Source organism: Blastomonas ursincola, assembly GCF_013607875.1.
Classification (GTDB): domain Bacteria; phylum Pseudomonadota; class Alphaproteobacteria; order Sphingomonadales; family Sphingomonadaceae; genus Blastomonas; species Blastomonas ursincola.
In genome coordinates, this window is the sequence record NZ_VDES01000001.1 from 1,005,189 (window position 1) to 1,030,445 (window position 25,257).

A 25,257-nucleotide genomic window follows, 5' to 3' on the forward strand; every position below is an offset into this window, starting at 1 on the left:
GCTATCGTCGCAGTCGCGCCGCTGCCCCTCCCGGATGCGCCATGGAGGCCGTAATCTCTGGCCGCTTTGTCTTCTTGTCTTGCTCGCGAAGCAGCCATGGCGCCCCCTTATCGGCATGGTAATCGTGACACATTGCGCAGGTGGATTCGACCGGTTTCTTCACCTTGATCAGCGAAGCGCCAGTCTCGCCGACATGACAGGTGCGGCAATCCTTGATTCCGGGCAGTAACAGGTCGGATGCATCGCTCGACTTTTCGGCGAGATGGCAGCTCGTGCACTCTTCCTTGTCATGCGCATCGTGCGTGAACCAGCCCTTTTCCATGTAGCGACTGGTCTGCGCGACCGGAGCAATGCGGAAATCGAGCCCGCCCGATCCCGAAGGGGGCACCACGACATGACAGTCATAACAGGCACCGCCGCGGCTGAAGACCTGGCGGATTGCCTGATCGGCCCGGCCGCCGCGGAAATTCACCGCTCGCGCGTAATCCGCTGCCGTACGCCGCGAGTTCACCACGCCGGGGCGCTGGCGTGCCAGGCTGCCCAGGTTGATCGGGCGTGCAGGCGGGGTCGAGCGGTAGAAGGCGCGAAGGTCGGCCTTGACCTGCTCGGGCTGGCCATGGCGCAGCGTGCGATAGGTATCGCCGATCTTGTCGAAGGCGAGGCTGTGGCACATCGCACAGCTCTTCTCCATGTCAACCTCGACGAAGCCGACATTGTTCTTGTCCGGCTCGTGGCAATCCTTGCATTCGAGCGCGTCGCCAAAACCATATTTGGCGCTGAGCCGCCGTCCCATCTGTGCGACGCCATTGGTCTTGCTCAGATGCATGTCGTGCGGGAACTTGAGGCCGTTATTCTCTTTGGGTCGCTTGTCGAGCGAGATGCGCTTGCGCGGCGCCTTGGCATCGTCGCCGACCAGCGGACGCACCAGCACCGCCGCCTGGAACTGCGGATGGGCCTTACCGAAATCGGCGGCATTTCCGAGTTTGGTGTCGGTCAAGCGCGTATCCATCCCATCGTGACACTCAGCGCAGAATCGCTGCTGTGTCGGTTCCATAGCACCCGCACCCTCATGCTCGGTGTGACATTCGACACAACGTCCCGCAGGTTTGTTGAAACTGGCCGCAACGAATCGGGTGAAGGCGGCAAATCCGGTCGGATCGCCGCGCGCGTCGAGCTGGCGCGCCATCGGCGCATGGGGCCCTGCATCCTTCTGGTGACAGGTCATGCAGGCGTTGTCGCGGACGGACACGAACGCATCGACATGGCACGACTGGCAATCGTTCTTGAGCGTCTTGTGCGCCAGGCTGAGCTTGCCCGAAGACCACATCGTGTCGGCATGAAAACCGGCGGGCCGCGAGATTTTCTCCTTGTAGGCCAGGTCCTTGTAGCTCGACCAGGTATAGACCGGCCAGGCCAGGCACGCGATGAGGACCAGCAGGGCAAAGCCCCAGGCGCTCATCCGCTTGCCGGGCAGCAGACCTTTCAGCGAATAGATCGCCGCCTCGTCCTTGTCCTCGGCGCTGTCCGATACCGCCTCGACGCGGCGGACGGTCAGCGTGATCGCATCGCCTTCGGTGCCCAGCGCGATAATATGGCCGCCAAAACGCAGTTCGGCACCGCGCGCCACGTCGATCGCGGTCGATTCGACGCCGCGGCCGTCGACATCGAATGGTTGCGCCGACTCGGCGGTGACGATCAGCTCGCCGCCGCGCCGGACCATGCGGGCGTGGACCGGGTTCACCGCTAGGTCGGGCAAGTGCACGCCGTTGCTGGCGTTGCGGCCGATGAGGATCTCCTCGCCCGCGACCTCGGTCTGGCGGACGATCTCGCTGCCATCTGCCTTCAAGGCCACCTGGCGGACGATAAACATCATTCAACTGCCCCCAACACTTGCCGACACCCCGCCCCGGGACTTTGGATCACCAGTAGAAAAACACGCTGAAGATATGCGCCGACAGCGCGGCGAGCAGCGCGAACGTCATCGGTACATGGACATAGAGCCAGACCTGCAGCAGCGCCTTGATCTGCAGGTGCTTGCGCAGCCGCGCGAGCGTCGATTCCTTGCGCTGCAAAAGCCCGTCGACCTTGTCGAGCGGGTCATCGCCCATGCGCGGCTGATAGGCGCGCATCCGGCGCAGCTCGGCAATGGCAGCACGCGTCTCGCAGCCCGAATAGCTGTTGGTGATGCGCTGGATGAAATTGCCGGCAAACGGGTCCTGCTCGAGCGAGGCCTGGACCAGCGCGGCCTGCGAAGGGTCGAGCGGCTGGCCGGCATCGTGCAGCTGCCGGTCGAGCGAGCGCAACTGCTCGATCATCATCTTTTCGGTGACAGCACCATCCGAGTCAGCGCGGTTGCTCGACAGATTGTCGGGCAATGTCGCGTAGAAATAGATGCCGACAATGCCGGAAATGATCACGATCATCATCAGTGACCAGGCCAGCGTGTGCACGTTCCAGCCCAGCTGGAAGCCGGTGTGCAGCGTGCCGATGACGATGAGGCTGAGCCCGAGATAGACATGCGCGCTGGTCCACGCCTTGAGCGACCAGCCACCGGGCGTGATCGCGCGTTTGCGCAAGCCGAGGCAGGTCAGCCACAGGATCAGCAGCGCGCCGATCGTGCCCAGCGTATAGCCGTACCACGACCCGCCATTGTGCCGCGGCTGAACATCGATGAGAAAATAGCTGACCAGGCACGTGATGCTGAGCACCGTCGCGATCTTCATCCAGCGGAAATTCTTGTGGCGAAGGAAGCCGTCATGCATCGAGCTGCGCTGACGTCCCGTGGTCTTCTTGCGCACGGCGGGTGCGGCGGTTTGCGCCTGGCTGGCCATGGTCAAGCCTCCTCCTGCTCGAGCCGGGCGACGGTGAGGAACTCGTCCGGCGCCACGCGGATCGCCGCGCCCGTCGGGCAGGCGCGCACGCAGCTGGGCCCGCCCTCGATCCCGGCGCACATGTCGCACTTGATCGCCTTTTTGGGCTTCTCGACGCTGTGGTCGCTATTGGCATAGGACCATTTCTTGCTCGGCTCGCCGGGGCCGGGGCCGAAGCCGAAGAACAGCCAGGAGAGCAGGCTCGGCTTCTTGGGCGGCACCTTGTCCATGCGGATCACGCCATAGGGGCAGTTGCGCTGGCAGTTGCCGCAGCCGATGCACGTGTCGTTGATATAGACCTCGCCATCGGGGCCGCGGTTGATCGCATTGGGCGGACAGTCGGCCATGCAGTGCGGATGCTCGCAATGGCGGCAGCTGGTCGGCACATGCAGATGCGCATAGGTGCGGCCCGCCTCGCGGTCGAGCCGCGACAGGCCGTCATGGCTGTCGGCGCACGCCTTTTCGCAATTGTCGCAGCCTACGCACAGCGTCTCGTCGATCAGCAGCACGTCGGTCGCCTCGCCGATGCCGTTCTCGACCAGGAAGTTGGCCACGCCCGAATACATGTCGACCACGCCCGAGAAGCTGTCCTTCTTCGCCTCGATAAAGGCGTTGATGTCCTGGCGGCTGGCCATGTCGCGCTTGGCGCGCTTGAGCAGCTCGGGATTGGCTTCCAGCACCTTCTTGAAGGCATCGCCGTCGATCTGGATGACCTCGGACTTGATCGCCGCCTTGACCGTCGCGGTGCGGCGTCCGCCCGCGATCAGCGCCATTTCGCCGACATAGGAGCCGGCGGGCAGATAGGACAGGAACACCGGCTTTCCGCCGATTTCCTTCTCGACGATCATCGATCCCACGCGGATCACATAAATCTCGTTGCCCTCGTCGCCTTCCGTGAGGATCGCCTCGCCCGGCCGGACCTGGCGAATCTTGCTGGTATCGACGACTTCGCGAATGTCGTCGGGCTTCAGGCCGGAGCCGAACATCTGGAGGAGCAGGCGCTCGGTCGAGATGCGCTCGATCGCCTTTTTCGCGGTCGGCACCTGGCTCTGCAGCTTGAGCGCGGCGTTGCGCGAGATTTCGACGCAGATCGTGTCCTCGGCGGCGACCACGGTGGCGCCGCGACGCCGACCCGAGATCAGGCCGACCTCGCCGAAGATCGAACCCTTGCCGATCGGCACCGTCTTCGACGGGTCATTGGGGTCGATCTGCACCGCGACCGAGCCTTCGGCGATCGCGAACAGCGACGATCCGGGCGCGGCGCGTTCGAAGATCACATCGCCGCGGCGATAGAATTTGGCATCCGAATCGAGCATGAACTCGCGCATCTGCAGCGGGTTCATGCCGTTGAGGATCGTCACGTTCTCGCGCAGCAGGTCGAGCCATTCGGCGACCGACTTGCGGCCCGGCAGGTCCTTGAACTTGGCCTCGAGGATCGGCTCGTCCGCCGGCTTCAGCTCGGTATTGCCGTTGATAAACTCGATGACGTCATAGCCCTGGTTCATGCAGTGCTTGATCAGCGGGTACCCGGCGAGCGCGCCGATGACGAAGATGCTGGGCGCGGTCGATTCGAACACCGGCGACAGTTGCGGAAAGGCCAGACGATCGGCGCTGGTGAACGCGATACCGCATTCCTCGATGAACGCGCGCGGCGGCGCGGAGCCGATTCGCGCGATGATGCGGTCGCAGCGCACCCGCTCCTCGCCATCGCGCGTGCTGAAGGTGATCCAGCCAGGCTCGATGCTGGCAGTGTCGGTCTCGAAACGGATCTGAAGCTTGCCGGCGTTGCGATCGGCCAGCAGCGCCAGCGCATTGGCCTCTTTCGCTGTGGGGAAGGTTTCCTTGGGGCTCGGCGCTTCAGGGCCGCGGTTGACGATGGTGACGACATTGCCCTGCGCCGAATCCTCGGCCAGGCCGCGCGCATTCTCGATCCCCGCATCGCCCGCGCCGATGACCACGATATGCTCGTCGACATATTCGGTGGGGTCATCGAGCTGGTACTGCACATGCGGCAGGTCGCCGCCGGGGCAGCGCATCCGGTTGGGGTTGCCCTGGGTGCCGATGGCGAGCACGACATTCTCGGCGATGATCTTTTCGCCATTGGTCAGCTCGATCTCGTAAGGCGGAGCGTAGCGCTGGATTTCCTTCTTGGTCACCGATCCGTCGCGCGCGCGCTGCTCGATCACATGGACGCTGCCCTCGATCGCGGGACCCGTGCCCTTGATCGCCTTCACCTCGGCGTTGAACTTCACATTGACGTTCAGTTCCTTGGTGCGCGCATTCCACTTTTCCAGGATCGCCTCGCGCTTGCCCGCCTCGAACTCATGGTCGGAGCGCAGGACCAGCTGCGACGGCGTGGCCATCACGTGCTTGCCCTTCTGGTACTTGTAGATCGTGTCGGAGAGGTGATCGGTCTTTTCGAGCAGAACATGGCTCATGCCGAGGCTCGCGGCACGCGCGGCTGCGCTCTTGCCTGCCGGGCCCGACCCGATGATAGCAACGCGGTAGATCTCGCTCACTGGTTCGCGTCCCCCAATTGCGGACGCTCGCGCGACCGCGCCTGCCAGCAAACGCTGCCCCATCCGGCGCCCCGCAACCCGATTTCTCCCCGATCGGTGCTGCTATCGCCAGATTGCCCCGCTGCCGCAAGAACTTGCCCAAAATTCGGTTGCGAACCCTATGCCGATATTTCTAGCAAAGAATGTGATCTTTACCACTTAGAAATTGGAAAATCTGGCCGATCGGCTAGCCTTCCACCCGGACGCGACAAAGAGACAGCCCGTATGACCGACCCACAGACCGATACCGACATGCCCCTTGTGGCAGAACCGGCTTCCGCGCGCGCCTCCGGCGGCCGCCCCGGTGTCGGCACGATCGCGCTGGCTGCCGCCGCGCTGATTGCTGTCACGGCCGTGGGGTACAAGGTCTATAGCGACCAGAAACCCGCTGCATCGGGACCCGTTGCCCCCCTGAACGCGCAGGGACAGCCCGCATCGGTCGATGAGGTCATCACCCAGCTCGAAGCCCGGCTGCGCGAAAACCCGAACGACGCCGAAGGCTGGCGCATGCTGGGCTGGAGCTATTTCGAGACGCAGCGCTTTGCCGAATCGGCCACTGCGATGCGCCGGGCGATCCAGCTTGCTCCCGGCAACTCGGAATATCACTCGATGCTGGGCGAGGCGCTGGTCATGGCCAGCAAGGACGAGGCGATCAGCCAGGATGCGCGCGCCGCGTTCAGCAAGGCGGTAGAGCTCGACCCCAAGGATGCGCGTGCACGCTACTTCCTCGCCGCCGCCAAGGATATCGACGGCAAGCATGCTGAGGCGATCGAGGACTGGTTTGCGCTGCTCGCCGAAACCCCCGCCGACGCCCCCTATGCCAAGGACATTCGCGACGTGATCCGCAATGTCGGCAAGGAACGCGGGATCGAGGTGGAAAAGCGGCTGGCCTCGGCCAAGTTCGCGCCGCCCACGGCGGGCTTCCGCACCGATGGCGCCGAAACCGCGACCGCCGCGATACCTGGCCCCTCGCGCGACCAGATGGCGGCGGCCGCTGCCCTGCCCCAGGGCCAGCAGGACATGATGATCCAGCAGATGGTCGATGGCCTGGCCGAGCGCCTCAAGCGCGAGCCCGGCGATACCGATGGCTGGATCATGCTGCTGCGCAGCCGGATGCAGCTGGGTGAGACGGGCAAGGCCCAGGCGGCGCTGCGCGATGCCACGGCAGCGCTCAAGAACAAGGCTGCAGACCAGCGCAAGGTGCGCGAAGCGGCAGCGGCCCTGGGTGTCCCCGGCGCCTGAAACGATCGGCCAGCGCCACCGTGCCCGATCTCGTCCCGTGCGACGAAATTGATCCAAACTGGATCGATGTAACGGTTTAATCGTTGCGTAGCGAACGTATCGCCAATAGCGATTCGCAAATCATTATCAATTAACCGTGTTACTCGCAGGCGAATCCCTGCTATTGCGCGTAACCATTGCCAACCGGGATTTCGACCAGCCTCATGCCCGAACTGGACCATGTCGAGCGCGCATCGCAAGCCATAGAGGCTGCGCAAACGCTTGAGGAACTTCTGGAAATTACCGCGCATGCGGCAACGCCCTTCGGCTTTGCGCATGCAGCGCTGGCGCGTCACGTGCATGTGCAATCCGGGCTGATGGAGCCCGAAATGGTTACCAACTATCCGCAGGCCTGGCACGACCTGTTCGCGCGACGGGATTATGGCCTCACCAGCCCGGTGCTCGCGGCATGCCAGCGCCGCGGTGGCGCCATCCGCTGGGAGGATCTGGAAACGATCATTCCGCTCACCCGCATCCAGCGCGAATATCTGGAAGAGATGCGCAAGCTGGGCCTGAACTCGGGCTGCACCATTGCCGGGCACATGCCCGACAGGCCCACCATCTCGGTGCATTTCGTCGTTGCCGGCGGCGAGCCGCTCGAAGCGCGTCCGTTCATGCTCGCCATCCTGCTCGGCATTGCCGCCGGGCAGCAGGCACGCACCCTGTGGCAATCGCAACTGCCCCAGGTGCAGGTCACCCAGGAAGAGCGGCTGTCGCCGCGCCAGGTCGATTGCATCAAGCTGGTCGCCCGCGGCATGACGAGCTGGGAAATCGCGGCGGTGCTCGGCATTTCGGACCAGACGGTGAGCGAATATCTCACCGATGCGCGCCGCCGCCTCGGCGTGTCCAACCGCGCGCAGCTGGTGCTCAAGTCACTGAAACTCGGCTATTTCACACTCGACGACGTCACCGAATAGCCACCGGCCAGCCCCCGGCCTGTACGATCGTCCAGCTTGATCGGCTGCGCCCCGAGCAGCGAAAAGCGCTCGGCCGATGAGGCGCATCGCCGCGCCGATCGCTTCTGGAGATCGACCTGTGAAACACGCAACCGCAACCGCCGCGCTGGCCGCCATGGGCGTCCTGGCAACCACGACAGCCATGACCGTCGGCGCTCCGCCGGCCGAGGCCAAGACGATCGCCGGCGATTGCTCGCTGACCGTCGACGGCAAGGTCTATGTCGACATCAAGAAGACCTGCCGCATCGAGTTCATGGGCGGTGACGGATCGTTCACGATCAATGCGGGCACCACCAAGCCGGGCTATTTCGCCTATGTCACCATGATGGAAAAGGGACTGGCCAGTGTCAGCTGGAACGAGACGCCCAAGTCCATGAGTGCGCAGGCGCCGCTGGGCGAGGACTTCCGCCGCAAGGGCGGCTGCTGGATCGGAAAGCGCGCGAAGGTCTGCGCGTTCAAGGGATGAGCCTGCAACAGCGCACGCGCTAGGCCTGCTGCATCCAGATGGCGGTGATGCCGGTCCCGCCCCCCGGCCGCGATTCCACCTCTAGCACCGCATCGATGCGGCGGGCGCGCTCGCGCATGATCTGCAGCCCCAGATGCCCGCCGGGGACCTTGTGCGGATCGAAGCCGCTGCCATTGTCCCTGATCGACAGCATTGCCTGACCCGGCAGCGCTTCCAGAGCGATGCTCACCTGGCTTGCGCCGGCATGGCGGGCGATATTGTTGAGGCTCTCCTGCGCGATGCGATACAGCATCGCCTGGACATCAAGCGGAAGCAGCGTATCGCCGCTGATATCGCATGCGATCTGCACGCGGTCGCCCTGCCCTTCGGCAAATTCCCGGGCCAGCGCGGCAATGAGATGCGCCAGCGGCTGTTCGACCATGCCTTCGGCGCGCAGCTCATTGAGCATCAGCCGCATCTCCGCCAGTGCGTGCCGGTTCATCTGCGCGAGTTGCCGGAGCTTGCCGGTCGATGCCTGCGGGTCATGCTGCCACTGGTCCGCCAACGCGTCCGACAGCATGGCGGCGGAAAACAGGGTCTGCGAGACGGTATCGTGCAGGTCTCCCGACAGGCGGTTGCGCTCTTCCAGCCGCGCGTTGCGCGCCGCAAAATCGGCGAGTTCGGCACTGCGGCTTGCCACCTGTTCCTCCAGCGTATTGACCAGATGGTTCTGGGCGCGTGCCATTTCGTTGAAGGACTCGGTAAGATAGCCGATCTCGTCGTTGAAGCTGACCTCGACCTGGCGGTCGAGTTCGCCATCGCGGAACCGTCGCATCGCGCGCAGCAGGCGGTCCAGCGGGCGCACCAGAAAGCCCTGGAACAGCAGCGGCATGCCCAGCAGAACGATCAGCATCGTGCCCAGGGTGAAGCCGAGGACGGGCGCATAAAGCCTGTCGAGATGCGCCAGGAACGCACGGTAGTGGTCGCGCATGATTGGCGCTGCCCCCGGATGCTCGAGCCCCGGGGTGATCCCGGTCATCCAGGGCGCGCCCAGCGGATCGGCCAGCTGATAAGGCGGAGCCGCAGGTCCCGACAGATGGGTCAGCACGATCCGCCCATCCGCATGCACCACCGTCTGGACCGCCCAGCAAGCCGTGTCGGCCATGGCAGAACAGCGGTCCTTCCGCGTGACCACCAGCCGGTCTGCCACGGCGCGCGCGGTAACGTCGCTTCCCTCGGGCGGAATGCGCATCAGCAGCGGACGGATGGCGGGCCGGACTCCATAAGCGATGGTCGAGTCGATCAGATGCGGCAAAGCATCAAAGCCTATCGATCCGTGCCCGGCGACATAGGCCGCGCGATAGGACTTTCCATAGAAGCGCACCGTGAAAGGCAGCACGATGCGCGCCCCGTCCGGCCCGATCGGTCGCCCGCTGGTCGGAAGCGGCGCGGCAGGACGCTCACGGACCTGATAGCCGCCCTTTGCCATCGGCACGAATTCCAGAGCAGTGCCCGGCTGCGGCAGATCGGCTGGACGAAATTGCGCGATATAGGGTGTCGCCAGCACCCAGCATGCACCATTGATCGCTCCGAACAGCAGGACCAGGCTGATGATCGTGAGCTTGAAGATGAAGGACGAGCGCTCGGGGAGATAGCCGAAATAGACCAGCGTCAGGCCCGTCAGCTGCACCAGCGTCGACCAGCAGATGAGCAGGTCCATAGAGAGCGGGCCCAGATAACCATCGCGCTGGAACAGCAGGGCACAGGTATGGGCGATCGGAAACAGGGCGAACAGGATGAACCCGCGTGCCGCGCCTGCGCTGCGATTGGCCGGGCGGCGCAACAGCATCGCCAGCCAGGTGCCCAGGCCCTTGTCGCGCGACCGGCCTTGCGCATGCGCAAGCTGGCGCATGAATACCAGGATCGCCCAGATCATGCTGGCGCTGGTCCAGATGGCAGCCCAATCGGGACGGAACCAGATGCGGTGCTCGGCGAGCGTCCAGTCGGTATGAAGCGAACTGGCAATCTCGAGACAGACACACACGCTCATCGCCATCCCGACCAGCATCGCTTCGCGCTGGGCACCGGGCAGCCATTGCGGCACCCGATAGGCGAACTGGACGAAGGCGATCGCCGAAACGCCGGTAAAGGCGGTGACCCAGGGCATGGCCAGCACGACGAGACTGTCGGGCGCCAGCCATGGCATCGCATAGCTGGTCCAGCCGCCGCCGGTCAGCGCATGAAGCAGCGAGACGAAAAGGCCCGGGACAAAGCACCAGAAAGTGAGGCCGAACAGCAGCGTCGGCGCGGTAATTCCGCCACCGCGATGCTCGCGCACCAGCCGGTGAGCCACATAGACCGACAGCACGAGCGCCAGCAGCAGCTCGACCAGAAAGCTGACCGCGCCGGGGTTCCAGTACAGCGTCTGCACCGCGTCACGCACGGCTCAGGGTCTGTGGGCGCGCACAGGCTCGCCGATATGCCGATGTTTCGCCAAGATCCCCCCGGACCGCGTCGTTTCGATCCCCCAGCATGGCAGAAATGGGCGGGGCGATAAAGCGCCCCACCCGCTCTTCTCCAGCCAGAGGCCGATCAGGAGTGGCCCATGGCCTTGTGGGTGCAGTTTTCCAGCGCGACCATCACGTCCTCCATCTTCGTCCGGCCGATCGGCCAGCTATAGGCCTTGCTGCCGAGAGTGATGTCGATGGTGCCCTGCACGGTCATCAGCGCGTTGATCGCGGTGGGATCGACAGCAGCCCAGGCACGGATCCGCTTGGGATCGGTCGCAGGCGTCGCCGAGAAGGTTTCGCCGCCGAAGTGGAAATCGATCGTCCTGGCCGGCACCGGCACGCCGGGCACGCTGATCGAATAGACGAGCGCCCTGGTATAGGCGATCCGCAGCATGTTAGGCCCGGGCGACAAGGTCGCTGCGCAGCGGTCGAACTTGCCCTTTTCGGTGATGTAGTCGATCGTGAACGGGCCGACCTTGGACTGCGACAGCGTCCCGGTCTGCGCCTCTCCGGCGGCGGACCACGCCAGCGGCGCGGCCAGTGCGGCCGTTGCGGCCAACATCACATGGGCATGCTTCATGATGATCTTCCTGTTCGAGAGCGTGGATTGAAAAGCAGCGTCACATCGCGCCCCAGCTGCCATCGGGCTGCTTCGTCATCAGCGTGAACGATCCGGGATCGATCTCCATGTCGGCCTGGCCCATCTGGGAGTACCAGCCATGGCCCTGCGACACGCGCCAGAAGGCGGCGAGGTCGTCATTGACGCCGAGGTCACCGCATGCGCTGCGCGGGCCGGTCTGGGTTTCTCCGCCGGGTACATCGACCACCAACGCGTCGCTGGGCCAGCCCTTGCCCCGGGCGGGGCGTGCCGAACATTTGCTGGCTTCTGCCGGCTCGGCGATCGCTTGGCGCGCCCGCGCAGTCACCCCCTGCCGGGCATCGCCCTTGACCGGATAGACCAGGACATAAGCGGGCGGCTCGTCGATCTTGCCTAGATAGGCGGAGCTGACCAGCTTGAGCTCGCCGCGCTCGGCACCGCCGGAAAATTCGAGCTTCGTCTCGCCCGCATCGCATTTCAGCCCGCGATACAGCAGCACGCCATCGGACATCTGCGTTTCCATCACCTGCCAGCCGCATCCATCGGGCGCTTGCGGAGAGCTGCTGGCATCCATGGCGAGATAATTGACCGCGCGCCCCGCGCACAGCCCGGTTAGCTCCAGGCGCTCCCCGTCATCCGCGCAGGATTGCTCTGCTGCGGGGGAGGCAGGGGCCTCCGCTTCTTCGCTCGGTGCTCCACTGCAGCCGCCAGCCGCCAGCGCCGCCAGTGCGATTGCCGCCATCCATCTTGTCATGCGCCCCCCTTTGGCTGACCGCTGCCGGACTGATCGGGGGAAATGGCATCGCCAGCAAGCCGGGCTGGACGATCGTCCAGGCGCTCAGAAATCGCTGTTGCTGACCAGCCGGTTGCGGATCGCCATCGCAGCAGCCTCCGCGCGGTTCGACACGCCCAGCTTCACCAGGATCGCGCTGACATGATAGCGCGCCGTGGGCATGGAAATGCCCAGATATTTCGCGATCTCCGGGTTGGTATAGCCCTTGCTCAGCAGGGCCAGCACCCGCCGCTGCTGCGCAGACAGCTCCAGATCGTCCTCGCCTGGCGTAGTCGGGTCGAAGGCGGTGGCAACCTGCGGCAGGCAGCCGGGATCGACCACCGTTTCGCCATCGTGCACCTTGCGGATCGCGACGCAGAGGTCGCTGGCCGAAACGCTCTTGGGCAGAAACCCCCGTGCCCCTGCGGCAAGCATTCGCGCGACCGTCGGCGGATCGGCGAAGCTGCTCAGCGCGATCACGGCAACATTGGGGTGGTATTTGCACATCGCCTCGGTCGCCGCGATGCCGCCCATGCCCTGCATCCGCACATCCATCAGCACCACATCGGGGCGATGACGCTGGCACTGGAACAGCGCCTCCTCGCCATTTTCCGCCTCGGCGACGACCACCAGACCGGGGACACTGCCGATCACCTGCGCAAGTCCGGCCCGAACCACCATATGGTCATCGACCAGAAGGATGCGCACGGGTTCGGCGAATACGGCGCTATCGCACTCCGCCGCGCCGGCTGCAGGTCCGGGCTCGCCCCCTGCTCCACCCGTATCGATCGTGCAGGACATCCGCCCCCCCAAGGCCGCTGCTACGGGCCAGATCTCATCCCGGGAACATTGCCCCGGTTCCTGTCCCAGTCTCGCACTTATGCGGCGTTCGCAAGACTATACAAACGTCCAAGCCCGTCGGTTTGCGCCTGCCCCCGGCTCAAGACATGCGCGCGCTTTGAACAATGCGATGGAAATCGCCGATGTTCCGCTCGAAATAATGGAGGCGCGGTGCATCGAACCCGATCATGTAAAGCCGACCTGCGACGATCGCGGCATGCGCCTCTCCCTTGCGGGTGAGCTGATCCTGGTCGACATATTCATATGTGAACATGACGCCATCCTGCCCCAGAAAGCGCGTCGGCTGCACATCGGTAACGCGGAAATCGGCAATCTGCTTGGCGGTGCGATAGGTTGCCTCGAACAGCTCGGGCAGCTCGACGAGCAGGGTTCCGGCACCGAATTTCGGCAAGGGCTCGCGCTTCTTGCTGCGTTCGCGCACCAGCGGCTTGCCCGGCTCGATCCCGGCGAAAAAGGTGAGGTCATTGAGTTGTCCGCCATCGAGCGTCCAGGTCTCCGTATGCTTGCCGACATTGCCGTCGAGCCGGTTCCAGTCGCGCCCCGGTGTGACGGTGAGCGGCGAATCGGCGATGCTGACCGCCACCCCCTGCTCGCGCAGCTTGTGCGCCATGGCGGCGGAGGGCAGCAAAGCGACGATCAGCGTGACGGCAAGCGCAGCGATAAGGCGGGACATCATGGCGCGGGCACCTCTTTGGGGATCATCATGCCGATCAGCTTCGCATCCGCTGCATCGGGCTTGAGTTCGAGATAGCGGAGGAGCGCCTTCTGCCCCGCAGCCGCCTGACCGGTCTTGAGCAATGCCAGGCCGAGGCCGCGATGCGCCTCGGGATGGGCGGGATCGAGCGCGATCGCCTCGCCATAGAATTGTGCGGCCTGGACAAGATCGCGCGGCGCGCCGCGCAAGCGATAGAGCTCGCCGCGCGCATGCCAGAGCGGCGCGGTCCAGCCGCTTTCGGCCAGCGACTGGATGATATATTCGCTTGCGCCGAAATCGTTGAGCTTGATCTGATCGTCGAGCAGCTGCGGCAGCCAGGGCGCGAGCGCCGCCCGGTAACGCGCCGCGCCATCGTCGCGCGTCGCGGCTTCGGGCCGGGCAAGCAAGGCGAGCGTCGTGGCGCGTTCGACCTGGGGCGGATGGGTTGCGTAGAATGGCACCCGGTCAAGACGCGGCTTCTTCAACCCCTTGGAAAGAGCGTCTGCCTGATATTCTTCGATCAATCGCTCCCACACTTGCGCAGCGGCCTGCGGTCGCAGATTGCTGTTGTTCAAATAGGCAATGCCTAGCCGATCAGCCTCGCGCTCATGATCGCGATTGAAGCTGTACAAGCTGCTGATGAGCGTGATTTCGAGATTGCGATAGGCCCTGACCACGTCATAGCTGGGAGCAAGACTACCGAGAACGCCAGCCCAGGCCAGAATGTCGGTGCTCGAACGGGCTGCACGGAACCTTTCTAGCGTATGGCGCGCCTCGAAATGACCAAACTCATGCCCCAGCACAGCTCCCAGCTCGGCTTCGCTATGGACCCGGAGCAATAGTCCGGTGAACACTTGCATCGTGCCATTCGGTGCCATGTTTGCATTGAAAATTGGCACTCTCAGAATGTAGGGGCGGACTGCTCCGCACCGATCTTCGCCCACGGTTGCGCACAGTATGTTTCGAACATAACCGACGAGCGCCGGATCGCGGATGACCATATCCGATTGAGCAAGCCGACGTTCTTCCTCGTCCATCTTTTGCCAGAAGCCCTGTTCATCCACGCCCTGCGGCTGATAGGCCCCGGCATAAGGCGGTGGAAGCGGAGGTTCGGCTTGGGCGGAAACGCCCGCAGCAAGGGCCAGCACGCCGACCGCCAACCGCATCCGCGCGATCATGGCTTGGCCTGCGCGGTTGCGGCTGGCGCTGCGGCCTCTTTCGCAATCGTGCTGCCCGGAAAATCCTCGAGCAGCTGGCGCACGCGCTTCATCGCGCCGTCGGCCTCGCGCACATCGCCGCCCATCTGGAAATCGGCGTTCAGCCACAGCAGATCACCGGTCTTGAGGTCGACCAACCCGGCATAGCCCGCGTGCACGCCCGAGCTTACCCCAACCCCGGCGACGAGCCCGACGATCTGAAGCATCTTTCGCCCGGTCGAGCCATATTGATCGTCCGTATAGAGGAACAACGCATAATCGGCCTGGTCTGCGCCGGGCAGCTTCGCCACATCGGGTCCGAGAGACCAGTCGAACTGGCCCGCCTTGTTGTCGCGCTTCTTGGTGGGCAGGCGATTGCCGACGAAGAACTGATATTCGATCACGGCCCTCGATACCGCCGCAAACAGTGCCTGATGCTCCGCAACAAGCCGGGCATCCTCGCCATAGGCTTCGGGCGCTGCAATCACGCGGTTGCCCAATTGCCGCTGCAGTTCGACCAGGGCCGCATCGATATGGCGGCGCGCCTGATCGGTCCATTCGGCGCGCGGTTCGGCCATGCCCCCGGTCGATTGCTCGGCCACGCGCACCGAGGGGCGCAATACCAGGATGGTCTTGCCACTTTGCGGCGGAAGGGCAAAGCCCTGCCGCACCGCCGATCGCTCCTGCGCCAGTAGCGGGGTCGAAACCGCCGCTCCCAAGAACAGAAGCGAAGCCAATAGGCCGAATATCGCTCGCATCCCCTACCCCCCGTTCCATCACGGGAGCATAAAATAACTTCGGCCCGTTATTCTATGGGAAAGCGCGCCATTGCTTCATTATGGATATGATTGTCGGTATCGCCCAGAAATGCTTAGCGCGCCCCGAACAGGGCGGAGCCGACACGGACATGCGTGGCGCCAATTCTCACGGCGGTCTCGTAATCGCCCGACATGCCCATGCTGAGCTGATCGAGGCCATGTTCGCGGGCGAGCTTGGCGAGCAGCGCGAAATAGGGTGCAGGCTCCAGATCGGCGGGCGGCACCGCCATCAGCCCGACGACAGGCAGGCCGAGCGCCTTCACATCGGCGAGAAACCGCGGCAGCTCGGCGATCGCGCAGCCGCCCTTCTGCTCTTCCTCGCCGATATTGACCTGGACGAAGCACGGCACGCGCCGCCCCGCCTTGTCCATCGCGCCCGCGAGCGCCTTGGCCAGCGACGGACGGTCGAGCGAGTGGATGCAGTCGAACAGCGCCACCGCTTCGTCCGCCTTGTTCGATTGCAGCTGGCCGACCATGTGCAGCTGCAGATCCGGGTAGCGCTCGCGCAACGCCGGGAATTTGAGCGCGGCCTCCTGCACTCTATTCTCGCCGAACACCATCTGCCCCTCGCCGATCAGCGACTCGATGGCGTCGACCGGCTTGGTCTTGGAAATGGCGATCAGCGTTGTCGAACCGGCGGGGCGACCGGCGATCTTCTCCGACCGGGCGATATTGTCGCGCACGGTCGAAAGCGGGGTGGTGGGGGCGTCGCTTTGTATATCCATGGCGCGCGGCTATAAGCCCGGTCATGCGCCGCCGCCAGCCCGGAAACACGAAGTCAGGCAATGCCCTGCCCACACTCTGGCTGATCAGCGACGCGCGCAACGACGCGGTGCTCGAACGCGTGATCAAGCGACTGCCATTCGGGTCGGGGCTGGTGTTCCGCCATTATCACCTCGCCGCCGAGCCACGGCGCGCGCGGTTCGAGCGGCTGTCCAAACTGATACGCGCGCGCGGCGGCGCGATCGTGCTGGCAGGCGATCTGCGCACCGCGCGGCGCTGGCGCGCCGACGGCTGCTATGGCGCGCCCGGCGGCAAGGCGGATGCGCGGCTGATCCGTTTGCTGACGGTGCATGACTTGCATGAACTCGCCCGCGCCAATCGGATGCCCGGGCGTGCACAGGCGCTCATCTCCCCCATCTTCGCCACGCGCACCCATCCCGGCGGCGCACATCTGGGGGTGCAGAAATTCGAGGGGCTCGCCCGCCTGTCCCGCCTGCCCGTCATTGCGCTCGGCGGCATGACCCGGGCGCGGGCGACGCAGATCGGCGCGATCGTCACCGGCTGGGCGGCGATCGACGGGCTGTCGGGCTGAGCGCATCGGTCACCCGAACGAACGCCGCGCCATCTCGATCAAGGCCCTGAACGCGGCAGAGGCGTTGCGGCGGTTCGGATAATAGAGGCACAGGCGCGCCAGCGGCGGGGTCCAATCCGCCAGCAGGCGAACCATCCGCCCTGCCTCCAGATCCTCGCGGACGTCGGATTCCATGAAATAGCCGATGCCCATATTCTCGAGCACCGCGATCCGCGCCAGGCTCGCCTCGTCTAGCGTGATCGGACCCTCGACATCGATATGGAAAGGCTGGCCGACCCTCTCGAACTGCCAGCGATGCAGCGCCCCATTGGGCAGCCGGATGCGCAGACAGCGATGCCGCATCAGGTCCGGCGGCGTTTCCGGCATGCCATGCGCCTCGAGATAGGCGGGCGATGCAACCACGGCAAAGCGGCGCGGTGGCCCGACGGGGATGGCGATCATGTCGCTGGGCACAAGCTCGGCGCTGCGCAGGCCAAGATCGAACCCCTCGGCGACGATGTCGACGATGCGTCCCTCGGTGACGAGATCGACATGCACTTGCGGATAGCGCCGGAGGAAAGGGAGCAGCAGCGGCGCTAGGATCTCGCGCGCCGCAGTCGGGAAGGCGTTGATCCGGATCGTGCCCGATGGCGATTCCTGCTGCGCGCTGGCCGCCAGCATCGCATCGTGCAGGGTCGCCACGGCGGGCGCGACCTGATCGACAAAGTTGCGCCCCGCATCGGTGAGCGAGACGCTGCGCGTGGTGCGGTTGAACAGGCGGACGCCGAGCCGCCGTTCGAGCGCGCTGATCAGGTTGCTGAGGCTGGTGGTAGAGACGCCGAGTTCCAGCGCCGCCGCGCGGAACGATCCGCGCCGCGCGATGGCAAGAACCGCGTCGAACTCGATCAGACCCTGTCTCGACATTATCCCTCTTTCCGCAACACTACATATCAGTTTGTCCCGCTTATTGGCAACAAGCCGGATCGCTATGATTGCTCCATGTCATCAAGGAGCAGAACCATGCCGATCGAACTACCCGACCCTATTGCCAACTATGTCGCCGCCAATGCCCGGCTCGATGTCGATGCGATGCTCCGCCCGTTCGCGCCGGACGCGGTCGTGGTCGATAATGGCCAGCGGTACGAAGGGACCGCTCAGATCCGCGCGCTGTTCGAACGGGAAGTTATCCCGGCCCAGGCTATCTTTGCGCCGGACAGCGTGCGGCACGAGAGCGATCGGGTGATCGTCGAGGGAGCCGCGCGCGGCAGCTTCAAGGGCAGCCCCATCCGCTTCACTTATGATTTCGCGCTGGCGGGCGATGGAATCGCGGCGCTGGAGATCACGCTATGACCTACCGTGTTGATCCGGCCGAGTTTGCCGGCAAGCGCGTCGTCGTCAGCGGCGGCTCCAAGGGCCTGGGACGCGCCACCGTCGAACGCTTCGTCGCGGGAGGTGCGCAGGTCGTCACCGCCGCTCGCACCAACGGCGAGCCGATCAGGGGCGTCCTGTCCGTCCGGACCGAACTGACGACGCCGCAAGGCAGCGACATGCTCGCGCAGGCCGCGCTCGACCAGCTGGGCGGGGTCGACATCGTTGCGCATGTGCTCGGCGGATCATCGTCGCCCGGCGGCGGCTTTGCCGCGCTGTCGGACGATCACTGGCTGGCCGAAATCAACCTCAACCTGCTTGCGGCGGTGCGTCTCGACCGGCTGCTCGTTCCGCAAATGGCCGCGCGCGGGTCGGGCGCGGTGGTGCACGTGACATCGATCCAGTCGGTCATGCCGCTGCCCGAATCGACCACCGCCTATGCCGCCGCCAAGGCCGGCTTGAGGACCTATAGCAAGGCGCTGTCCAAAGAGATCGGGCCGCAGGGCGTGCGTGTGAACAGCGTCTCGCCCGGGTGGATCATGACCGAAGCATCCTCGGAGTTTCTCGAGCGGCTGCAGGCGGCCGAGGGCGGCACGATCGAGCAGGTGCGGCAGCGCGTGCTCGATGGGCTGGGCGGCATCCCGATCGGGCGCGGGGCCGAACCGCACGAGGTCGCCGATTTGATTGCCTATCTTGCCTCGGATCGCGCGGCGGCGATCCATGGGGCCGAGTTCGTCATCGATGGGGGAACGATCCGGACAGTGTGACGGGCCATCGCGTTCTCACTCTCACCCAGCTTCGCCTAATTCGCTTCGCTCATAAGGCTTCGCAACCCTTTCCCATCCAGGGAGAGGGGGGAGTAACGTCAGAGCTGTCGCGAGATCAGAAGCGGAATTCGGTTCCGACATAGACAGCCTGGCTGTCATATTGCTCGTTGGTCAGGCCGGTTAGGCGGTCGCGCTCGCTGCGCAGGCGGATGCCGGCGGTGACGTCGAGATTGCGGGTGACCTTGTAGGCGCCGCCCACATCGAGCGAATAGCTGCCCTGGTCGTTGAACGGACGGACCGCGCGGGTGGTCGGGGCCTGGACATCGTCCATCTCGATCCGCGGGCTGAACCGGCTCTTGCGCTGCGACGCGCCACGGCCGAGCTCGCCGATATCGGGAAGTGCATCGTCCGACTGGCGGATGCTGGCGGGCAACGCGAACTTGGTGAAGCCCTTGGCCACGCCCAGGCTGTAGGCGGTGGGCGTGATCTGGACGACGCCGTCGCCCTTGCCGCTGTCGCTGGCGAGGTCAGGCCGCATGTTGATCGCCTTGGCCGAATCGGGGCGGATGCGCACCGCAATGGTCAGCGCGCGCGGGCCGTCGGTCGCGGCAGACGCGGCAGGCGTGAAGCGGAACATCTTGTCGCCGCGCAGTGCCGAGAATTTGAGCTTGTCCGCCAGACGCGGATCGACCGAAGCGGGCGTGAAGGATCCAATGCCGCCGCGCGCATCAATCGAGACGGGCCGCGAATCGAAACCGGAGGAAAAAGCGAGCGCAATCGACGGCACCAAGGCCGCCCCACCGAGCAAAAGCCCTGAAATTGCCAGCTTTTTTGAAACTCCCGCTTTCATTGTCTTAATCCGACCCCGCCGCATCCCTGTAAAACGCGTTAACACAAAAACGCGTCCATGGGGGATCAAAGCACCTTCCCGTAAAAATAATCTCAAACCGTTGCAAACAATCCACAATCGGTTGCGGCTCTTGATGACCCGTCATGCGGGCTGCCAGAGCTCTGCCAGATGGCAGAATATCCCGGGAATTCTTGCTGCGCGCTGAACATCAATCGGCATGCGCAAGTGCTTGCCGAAGCCCGCCAAGCCACTATAGAAGGCCGCTGTTTCAAGCTGCGAAGATATAAGGAAGCCGCCATGTCCGTACCCCGTTTTGCCCGTGCCGCCCTTTGCGTTGCTGGCACGCTGGCGCTGCTTTCCGCATGCGGTGGCGGGGAAAAGCGCGCCGAAGCGGACATCGCCGCCAGCCAGGTGACCACCATCGGCGTGAACAGCTATCTGTGGCGCGCGTCGCTCGACGCGCTTTCGTTCATGCCGCTGCTCCAGGCCGATAGCGCCGGCGGCGTGATCGTGACCGACTGGTATGCCAATCCGCAGAGCCCGTCCGAGCGGATGAAGGTGACGGTGTCGATCCTCGACCAGGATCTGCGCGCCGATGCGCTCCGCGTCGCCGCCAGCCGCCAGGTCAACCAGAACGGCCAGTGGGTCGATGCCCCCGTCCGCGCCGCCACCGTGCAGAAGCTTGAAGAGGTCATCCTCACCAAGGCCCGCGACCTGCGCCAGTCCGCTATTCGCGAATAACACCCTGTCTTTCAGAGGGATACAATGAACGAGAAGACGCGGTTCAATCCGCTGGCCGCCGATGCCCGCTGGCAGTCGGTGTGGGACGAGCGCCAGTCCTTCAAGGCAGACAGCAACAGCCCCAAGAAAAAGGCCTATGTGCTGGAGATGTTCCCCTATCCGTCGGGGCGCATCCATATCGGCCATGTGCGCAACTATACCATGGGCGACGTGATCGCCCGCTTCCGCCGGATGCAGGGCTTCGAGGTGCTGCACCCGATGGGCTGGGACGCGTTCGGCATGCCGGCGGAAAACGCCGCCATGGAAAAGGGCGTGCACCCCGGCGGCTGGACCCGCGACAATATCGCCGCGATGCGCAAGCAGCTGAAGCGTCTGGGCTTCGCGCTCGACTGGAGCCGCGAGCTGGCGACCTGCGAGCCCGAATATTATGGCCATGAACAGGCGCTGTTCCTGGACTTGTACGCAGCAGGCCTCGTCTATCGCAAGGAAAGCGCGGTCAACTGGGACCCGGTCGATCAGACCGTGCTGGCCAACGAGCAGGTGATCGACGGCAAGGGCTGGCGCTCGGGCGCGCAGGTCGAGCGCCGCAAGCTCAGCCAATGGTTCCTCAAGATCACCGACTTTGCCGACGAACTGCTCGAAGGCCTGGATACGCTGGAGGACTGGCCCGAGAAGGTCCGGTCGATGCAGGCGAACTGGATCGGCAAGTCGCAGGGCCTGACGTTCAGCTTCACGCTGTCGGGCGGCGCCGGGACGATCCCCGTCTATTCCACCCGCCCCGACACGATCTTCGGGGCGAGCTTTGTCGCCATTGCGGCCGACCATCCGCTGGCGGTCGAGCTGGCAGCGACCAATTCCGAGGCGCAAGCGTTCATCGATCGCTGCAAGGCGGGCGGCACCACGGCGGCGGAGCTGGAAACGGCAGAAAAGCTGGGCTTCGATACCGGGCTGAAAGCCATTCACCCGTTCGATCCGACATGGGAGCTGCCGGTCTTCATCGCCAATTTCGTGCTGATGGATTATGGCACCGGCGCGGTGATGGGCGTGCCCGGGCACGACCAGCGCGACCTCGATTTCGCGCGCAAGTACATGCTGCCGGTGACCCGCGTGGTCGCGGCCGAGGGCGAAGAGAACGCGCCCATCCATGACGAGGCCTATACCGGGCCGGGCAGGATCATCAATTCGAGCTTTCTCGACGGCATGGCGGCGGAAGAGGCCAAGGCGAAGGTGATCGCGCGTGCCGAGGCCGAAGGCTGGGGCCAGGGCACCACCGTGTGGCGGCTGCGCGACTGGGGCGTCTCGCGCCAGCGCTATTGGGGCACGCCGATCCCGTTCATCCATTGCGACGATTGCGGCGTCGTGCCCGTGCCCAAGGACCAGCTGCCGGTCACCCTGCCCGAGGATGTCAGCTTCGAGATCCCCGGCAACCCGCTGGTCCGTCACCCGACATGGAAGCATGTCGATTGCCCCAAATGCGGCAAGCCGGCGGTGCGCGAGACCGACACGCTCGACACGTTTGTGGATTCGAGCTGGTATTTCCTGCGCTTTGCCAGCCAGCCGTCGGACAAGCCGTTCGACGCGCAAGAAATTGCCAAATGGCTGCCCGTCGGCCAGTATATCGGCGGGGTCGAACATGCGATCCTGCACCTGCTTTACGCCCGTTTCTGGACGCGGGCGCTGGCCCGCATCGGCAAGCTCGAGGTGACTGAGCCGTTCGCTAGCCTGTTCACGCAGGGAATGGTGACGCACCAGACCTGGCAGGACGCGAAAGGCAAGTGGCTTGGCCCCGAACAGGTCGAGAAGCGGGGCGAGGACTGGATCGTCACCGAGACCGGCGAGACCGCGTTTGCGGGCCGCGTCGAGAAGATGTCCAAGTCCAAGAAGAACGTGGTCGATCCCGACGAGATCGTGAACCGCTATGGCGCGGACGCGGTACGCTGGTTCATGCTGTCGGACAGCCCGCCCGAGCGCGATCTGCCGTGGAGCGAGGCGGGCATCGAGGGCTGCTGGCGCTTCGTCCAGCGGCTGTGGCGCGTGTTCAACTCGGTCGAGGCGGCCGAAGGCCAGGACAAGGCGCTCGATCGCAAGCTGCACCAGTCGATCGATCTGATCGCCAAGGACATCGAGGCGCTGGCCTTCAACAAGGCGGTGGCGCGGCTGTACGAGCTGACCAACGCGATCGAGAAGGCCGAGGCATCGGCCAGCCGCAACGTCGCGATCCGCGCGCTCGCCCGGCTGGTCGCGCCGATGGTCCCGCACCTCGCCGAAGAGGCCTGGGAAGTGCTCGAAGGCCACGGACTCATCGCCGACGCCAGCTGGCCCGAGGTCGATCCGGCGCTGCTGGTCGAGGACGAGGTCACCATCGCGGTGCAGATCAAGGGCAAGCTGCGCGACACGCTCACCGTCGCCAAGGGCCTGCCCAACGAGGAGCTCGAACGGCTTGCGCTGGCATCGGACAAGGTGCAGCGTAGCCTGGACGGTGCGGCGATCCGCAAGGTGATCGTGGTGCCCGACCGGCTGGTCAATCTGGTGGTGTGATGGCTTTACGTATCAACTTCCGTCATGCTGAACTTGTTTCAGCACCCATCGTGCCCCAGCAGCCGAAGCCGCTTGGGGAGAAATGGGCCCTGAAACAAGTTCAGGGTGACGGGGTTGGTAGCGTACTTGCTTCCTTATGCGCCGGAGCGAACTGATGCGTGCCCTTCTCCCCCTCGCCCTGCTCGCCTCGCTGTCCGCGTGCGGGATGAAGCCGCTTTATTCGAACGGCACCCGGGGTGCGGTCGCGACCACGCTGGGCGATGTCGCGGTCGCGCCGATCCAGGGGCGCGCGGGCTGGCTGGTGAAGAATGCGCTCGACGACAAGCTTGACGCGCTGAGCAACGGAAATCAGCGCTACAAGCTGCAGGTCGTGCTCGACGACAAGATCACCGGCTTCGGTCTGCTCGCCAACGATCAGGTGACGCGCGAGCGCCGCACGCTGCGCGCGCGCTACCAATTGGTCGATATCGCGAGCGGCGAAACAGTGCTCGATGCCACCGCCGCCTCCGACGCCGGTATCGACATCGTCAGCAGCGAATATGCGACCATCGCGGCGGAGAACCGCGCGCTCGAGAACCTGTCGCTCGAGATTGCCGACCAGATCGTGACGCGCCTTTCGCTGTTCGCGCGCGAGGTTTCGGCCGCGCAATGAAGGGCGATGCAGGTGCCATCCAGGCGCTCGCCCGCAAGCCGCGCCCCGATATCCGGCTCTATCTGATCTTCGGCACCGACGATGGCGGCAATGCCGCACTGATGACGGATATCATCGCGAGCTTTCCCAAGGGCACCGAGCGTACCGATATCGACGGGCACCAGCTCGCCAAGGACCCCTCGCTGCTCGCTGCCGAGGCCGCCTCGCTCTCGCTGTTCGGCGATGCGCGCTATATCCGCGTTCACACCAACGGCGAGGAAAGCCTGGCTGCGGTCGAGGCGCTGCTCGCGGCGGACAAGGCGGTGAACCCCGTCGTCATGCTGGCGACCGGCATCACCGACAAGTCGCGCATCGCCAAGGCCGTGCTCGCCGCACCCAATGCGATGGCGGTGCAGACCAAGATTCCGGGGCCGGACGATATGGCGCGGATCGTGACCGATCTCGGCCGCGCGGCGGGGCTGACCATCGATGCCGAACTGGCGCATGTCATCGCGGGCTTCACCGCCGCCGATCGCAGGCTGGCGGCGCAGGAAATCGAGAAGCTCTCGCTCTATCTCGACGCCAGCCCGGAAGAGCCCAAGCCGGTGACGCGCGAGGCCATCGCCGCGCTGCGCGCCGATGCCGAGGATGACGCGATGCAGCCGATCATCAACGCGGCGCTGTCCGGCGACCTCAAGCGCCTGCCCGAGGAACTCAAGCGCATGCGCGAGCAGGCGGTGTCCGAGGTCGGACTGGTCATCGTGATGCAGCGCCAGGTGATGCAGCTCGCCGGCCACGCCCAGCGCATGGGCCAACCCCGCGATGTCGCTGCCTGGGTGCGGCAGGAGATGCAGAGCCGCCGTTTATGGGGCGGCGGCAGCGCGAACGACTGGACGCGCCAGCTGCGCGCCTGGGGCCGTCCGCAGGCGGTAGCGCGGCTGTCCGAGCGGCTGCTGGTGCTGCAACAGGCGATGATGAAGGCGAGCCCCGGCCCTGCGCTGCTGCTCGAGCAGGAACTGCTGGAAATCGCCCGGGTTGCAGCGCGCGCATCTTGATCTTTGCCCCGTGCGGTCCATGTTACAGTCTCCCCAGGAGAGACCGATGAGCGACACGAAGATCAGCGACGCCGAATGGCGTCAGCGCCTCAGCCCCGAACAATATCACGTGCTGCGCGAAGGCGGCACCGAGCGGGCGTTTACCGGCAAGTATAACGACCACAAGGGCACCGGCATGTACCGCTGCGCCGGATGCGGTGCGCCGCTGTTCGAATCGGACACCAAGTATAATAGCGGCTCGGGCTGGCCCAGCTTCACCGCTCCGGTGGAGCAGGAAGCGGTCAGCGAGATCGTCGACACGAGCCACGGCATGGTCCGTACCGAGGTCCGCTGCGCGCGCTGCGACGGGCATCTGGGCCATGTCTTCCCGGATGGTCCGGGGCCCGAAGGCCTGCGCTATTGCATGAACAGCGCCTCGCTGGACTTCGAGCCGAAAGAGGATTGATCGTCCCGT

24 protein-coding genes are annotated in these 25,257 nt (G+C 64.9%); 11 read left to right on the forward strand and 13 right to left on the reverse strand.

Going from position 1 to position 25,257, the window contains the following annotated elements; translation table 11 throughout:
- Position 1: 1 nt before the first annotated feature.
- Genes FG486_RS04675 through FG486_RS04685 form a run of 3 tightly spaced genes read right to left on the reverse strand, consistent with a single transcriptional unit; the run spans position 2 to position 5,389 of the window.
- The gene (locus FG486_RS04675; RefSeq protein WP_181266615.1) at positions 2 to 1,873 is read right to left on the reverse strand and encodes a cytochrome c3 family protein; all 1,872 of its coding nucleotides are present in this window, start codon (positions 1,871 to 1,873) and stop codon (positions 2 to 4) included.
- A 46-nt stretch (positions 1,874 to 1,919) separates the two neighbouring features.
- Positions 1,920 to 2,831 (reverse strand): hypothetical protein, encoded by a 912-nt coding sequence (locus FG486_RS04680; protein ID WP_181266879.1) that lies wholly within the window; start codon positions 2,829 to 2,831, stop codon positions 1,920 to 1,922.
- Between the two features lie 2 nt (positions 2,832 to 2,833).
- Positions 2,834 to 5,389, reverse strand: coding sequence for a cyclic nucleotide-binding domain-containing protein (locus FG486_RS04685; protein WP_181266616.1), 2,556 nt, complete (start codon positions 5,387 to 5,389; stop codon positions 2,834 to 2,836).
- Between the two features lie 264 nt (positions 5,390 to 5,653).
- Between FG486_RS04685 and FG486_RS04690 the strand changes: the two genes are divergently transcribed.
- The 3 genes from FG486_RS04690 to FG486_RS04700 all read left to right on the forward strand — a co-directional run bounded on the left by FG486_RS04690 (position 5,654) and on the right by FG486_RS04700 (position 8,131).
- A complete protein-coding gene (locus FG486_RS04690; RefSeq protein ID WP_181266617.1) occupies positions 5,654 to 6,670 on the forward strand; it encodes a tetratricopeptide repeat protein in 1,017 nt (338 codons plus the stop codon).
- A 203-nt stretch (positions 6,671 to 6,873) separates the two neighbouring features.
- Positions 6,874 to 7,626, forward strand: a complete 753-nt coding sequence (locus FG486_RS04695; protein WP_066275996.1) for a LuxR family transcriptional regulator — start codon at positions 6,874 to 6,876, stop codon at positions 7,624 to 7,626.
- Positions 7,627 to 7,744: 118 nt separating this feature from the next.
- Complete coding sequence (locus tag FG486_RS04700; protein WP_181266618.1) at positions 7,745 to 8,131, forward strand: hypothetical protein; 387 nt, start codon at positions 7,745 to 7,747, stop codon at positions 8,129 to 8,131.
- A gap of 19 nt (positions 8,132 to 8,150) precedes the next feature.
- Here FG486_RS04700 and FG486_RS18335 read toward each other — a convergent pair whose 3' ends face one another.
- The 8 genes from FG486_RS18335 to FG486_RS04740 form a co-directional block, all read right to left on the reverse strand.
- Complete coding sequence (locus tag FG486_RS18335) at positions 8,151 to 10,553, reverse strand: histidine kinase (protein ID WP_181266619.1); 2,403 nt, start codon at positions 10,551 to 10,553, stop codon at positions 8,151 to 8,153.
- Positions 10,554 to 10,702: 149 nt separating this feature from the next.
- Positions 10,703 to 11,200, reverse strand: a complete 498-nt coding sequence (locus FG486_RS04710) for a hypothetical protein (RefSeq protein WP_181266620.1) — start codon at positions 11,198 to 11,200, stop codon at positions 10,703 to 10,705.
- A gap of 40 nt (positions 11,201 to 11,240) precedes the next feature.
- Positions 11,241 to 11,972: a hypothetical protein gene (locus tag FG486_RS04715; RefSeq protein ID WP_181266621.1), complete on the reverse strand. Its 732-nt coding sequence runs from the start codon at positions 11,970 to 11,972 to the stop codon at positions 11,241 to 11,243.
- An 84-nt stretch (positions 11,973 to 12,056) separates the two neighbouring features.
- Entirely contained in the window at positions 12,057 to 12,671 is a 615-nt protein-coding gene (locus tag FG486_RS04720) for a response regulator (RefSeq protein WP_422125047.1), read from the reverse strand.
- A gap of 259 nt (positions 12,672 to 12,930) precedes the next feature.
- The gene (locus tag FG486_RS04725; RefSeq protein ID WP_231750014.1) at positions 12,931 to 13,527 is read right to left on the reverse strand and encodes a hypothetical protein; all 597 of its coding nucleotides are present in this window, start codon (positions 13,525 to 13,527) and stop codon (positions 12,931 to 12,933) included.
- Positions 13,524 to 14,723, reverse strand: a complete 1,200-nt coding sequence (locus tag FG486_RS04730; RefSeq protein WP_181266623.1) for a M48 family metallopeptidase — start codon at positions 14,721 to 14,723, stop codon at positions 13,524 to 13,526. The genes FG486_RS04725 and FG486_RS04730 overlap by 4 nt, the downstream gene beginning before the upstream one ends.
- Positions 14,720 to 15,499, reverse strand: a complete 780-nt coding sequence (locus FG486_RS04735) for a hypothetical protein (RefSeq protein WP_181266624.1) — start codon at positions 15,497 to 15,499, stop codon at positions 14,720 to 14,722. The genes FG486_RS04730 and FG486_RS04735 overlap by 4 nt, the downstream gene beginning before the upstream one ends.
- A 113-nt stretch (positions 15,500 to 15,612) precedes the next feature.
- Entirely contained in the window at positions 15,613 to 16,284 is a 672-nt protein-coding gene (locus FG486_RS04740) for a YggS family pyridoxal phosphate-dependent enzyme (protein ID WP_181266625.1), read from the reverse strand.
- Positions 16,285 to 16,307: 23 nt separating this feature from the next.
- Between FG486_RS04740 and FG486_RS04745 the strand changes: the two genes are divergently transcribed.
- Positions 16,308 to 16,874 carry a thiamine phosphate synthase gene (locus tag FG486_RS04745; RefSeq protein ID WP_181266626.1) on the forward strand — a complete coding sequence of 189 codons (567 nt, stop codon included), beginning with the start codon at positions 16,308 to 16,310 and terminating at the stop codon, positions 16,872 to 16,874.
- A 9-nt stretch (positions 16,875 to 16,883) separates the two neighbouring features.
- Here FG486_RS04745 and FG486_RS04750 read toward each other — a convergent pair whose 3' ends face one another.
- Entirely contained in the window at positions 16,884 to 17,777 is an 894-nt protein-coding gene (locus tag FG486_RS04750; protein WP_181266627.1) for a LysR family transcriptional regulator, read from the reverse strand.
- Between the two features lie 96 nt (positions 17,778 to 17,873).
- Between FG486_RS04750 and FG486_RS04755 the strand changes: the two genes are divergently transcribed.
- Positions 17,874 to 18,203 carry a nuclear transport factor 2 family protein gene (locus FG486_RS04755; protein ID WP_066276044.1) on the forward strand — a complete coding sequence of 110 codons (330 nt, stop codon included), beginning with the start codon at positions 17,874 to 17,876 and terminating at the stop codon, positions 18,201 to 18,203.
- A complete protein-coding gene (locus FG486_RS04760; RefSeq protein ID WP_181266628.1) occupies positions 18,200 to 18,988 on the forward strand; it encodes an SDR family oxidoreductase in 789 nt (262 codons plus the stop codon). The genes FG486_RS04755 and FG486_RS04760 overlap by 4 nt, the downstream gene beginning before the upstream one ends.
- A gap of 115 nt (positions 18,989 to 19,103) precedes the next feature.
- On the opposite strand, the gene FG486_RS04765 is transcribed toward FG486_RS04760, so the two are convergent.
- The gene (locus FG486_RS04765) at positions 19,104 to 19,775 is read right to left on the reverse strand and encodes a hypothetical protein (RefSeq protein WP_137775851.1); all 672 of its coding nucleotides are present in this window, start codon (positions 19,773 to 19,775) and stop codon (positions 19,104 to 19,106) included.
- Between the two features lie 360 nt (positions 19,776 to 20,135).
- Between FG486_RS04765 and FG486_RS04770 the strand changes: the two genes are divergently transcribed.
- The 5 genes from FG486_RS04770 to msrB all read left to right on the forward strand — a co-directional run bounded on the left by FG486_RS04770 (position 20,136) and on the right by msrB (position 25,248).
- Positions 20,136 to 20,579, forward strand: a complete 444-nt coding sequence (locus tag FG486_RS04770; RefSeq protein ID WP_181266629.1) for a DUF3576 domain-containing protein — start codon at positions 20,136 to 20,138, stop codon at positions 20,577 to 20,579.
- Between the two features lie 24 nt (positions 20,580 to 20,603).
- A complete protein-coding gene (gene leuS, locus FG486_RS04775) occupies positions 20,604 to 23,117 on the forward strand; it encodes a leucine--tRNA ligase (RefSeq protein ID WP_181266630.1) in 2,514 nt (837 codons plus the stop codon).
- 154 nt (positions 23,118 to 23,271) lie between these two features.
- On the forward strand, positions 23,272 to 23,769 hold the full coding sequence (lptE, locus tag FG486_RS04780; RefSeq protein WP_181266631.1) for an LPS assembly lipoprotein LptE: 498 nt from the start codon (positions 23,272 to 23,274) through the stop codon (positions 23,767 to 23,769).
- Complete coding sequence (gene holA / locus FG486_RS04785) at positions 23,766 to 24,803, forward strand: DNA polymerase III subunit delta (RefSeq protein ID WP_181266632.1); 1,038 nt, start codon at positions 23,766 to 23,768, stop codon at positions 24,801 to 24,803. Before lptE ends, holA begins: the two co-directional genes overlap by 4 nt.
- A 46-nt stretch (positions 24,804 to 24,849) precedes the next feature.
- The gene (gene msrB, locus FG486_RS04790; RefSeq protein WP_066274209.1) at positions 24,850 to 25,248 is read left to right on the forward strand and encodes a peptide-methionine (R)-S-oxide reductase MsrB; all 399 of its coding nucleotides are present in this window, start codon (positions 24,850 to 24,852) and stop codon (positions 25,246 to 25,248) included.
- The last annotated feature ends 9 nt before the right edge of the window (positions 25,249 to 25,257 follow it).

Excerpts from the sequence above, each read along its gene's own strand:
- FG486_RS04675 (WP_181266615.1), bottom strand. The coding sequence starts at position 1,873 with ATGATGTTTATCGTCCGCCAGGTGGCCTTGAAGGCAGATGGCAGCGAG.
- FG486_RS04680 (WP_181266879.1), bottom strand. The coding sequence starts at position 2,831 with ATGGCCAGCCAGGCGCAAACCGCCGCACCCGCCGTGCGCAAGAAGACC.
- FG486_RS04690 (WP_181266617.1), top strand. The coding sequence starts at position 5,654 with ATGACCGACCCACAGACCGATACCGACATGCCCCTTGTGGCAGAACCG.
- FG486_RS04695 (WP_066275996.1), top strand. The coding sequence starts at position 6,874 with ATGCCCGAACTGGACCATGTCGAGCGCGCATCGCAAGCCATAGAGGCT.
- FG486_RS04710 (WP_181266620.1), bottom strand. The coding sequence starts at position 11,200 with ATGAAGCATGCCCATGTGATGTTGGCCGCAACGGCCGCACTGGCCGCG.
- FG486_RS04715 (WP_181266621.1), bottom strand. The coding sequence starts at position 11,972 with ATGACAAGATGGATGGCGGCAATCGCACTGGCGGCGCTGGCGGCTGGC.
- FG486_RS04720 (WP_422125047.1), bottom strand. The coding sequence starts at position 12,671 with ATGGTGGTTCGGGCCGGACTTGCGCAGGTGATCGGCAGTGTCCCCGGT.
- FG486_RS04725 (WP_231750014.1), bottom strand. The coding sequence starts at position 13,527 with ATGATGTCCCGCCTTATCGCTGCGCTTGCCGTCACGCTGATCGTCGCT.
- FG486_RS04730 (WP_181266623.1), bottom strand. The coding sequence starts at position 14,723 with ATGATCGCGCGGATGCGGTTGGCGGTCGGCGTGCTGGCCCTTGCTGCG.
- FG486_RS04735 (WP_181266624.1), bottom strand. The coding sequence starts at position 15,499 with ATGCGAGCGATATTCGGCCTATTGGCTTCGCTTCTGTTCTTGGGAGCG.
- FG486_RS04740 (WP_181266625.1), bottom strand. The coding sequence starts at position 16,284 with ATGGATATACAAAGCGACGCCCCCACCACCCCGCTTTCGACCGTGCGC.
- FG486_RS04745 (WP_181266626.1), top strand. The coding sequence starts at position 16,308 with ATGCGCCGCCGCCAGCCCGGAAACACGAAGTCAGGCAATGCCCTGCCC.
- FG486_RS04750 (WP_181266627.1), bottom strand. The coding sequence starts at position 17,777 with ATGTCGAGACAGGGTCTGATCGAGTTCGACGCGGTTCTTGCCATCGCG.
- FG486_RS04755 (WP_066276044.1), top strand. The coding sequence starts at position 17,874 with ATGCCGATCGAACTACCCGACCCTATTGCCAACTATGTCGCCGCCAAT.
- FG486_RS04760 (WP_181266628.1), top strand. The coding sequence starts at position 18,200 with ATGACCTACCGTGTTGATCCGGCCGAGTTTGCCGGCAAGCGCGTCGTC.
- FG486_RS04770 (WP_181266629.1), top strand. The coding sequence starts at position 20,136 with ATGTCCGTACCCCGTTTTGCCCGTGCCGCCCTTTGCGTTGCTGGCACG.
- leuS (WP_181266630.1), top strand. The coding sequence starts at position 20,604 with ATGAACGAGAAGACGCGGTTCAATCCGCTGGCCGCCGATGCCCGCTGG.
- lptE (WP_181266631.1), top strand. The coding sequence starts at position 23,272 with ATGCGTGCCCTTCTCCCCCTCGCCCTGCTCGCCTCGCTGTCCGCGTGC.
- holA (WP_181266632.1), top strand. The coding sequence starts at position 23,766 with ATGAAGGGCGATGCAGGTGCCATCCAGGCGCTCGCCCGCAAGCCGCGC.
- msrB (WP_066274209.1), top strand. The coding sequence starts at position 24,850 with ATGAGCGACACGAAGATCAGCGACGCCGAATGGCGTCAGCGCCTCAGC.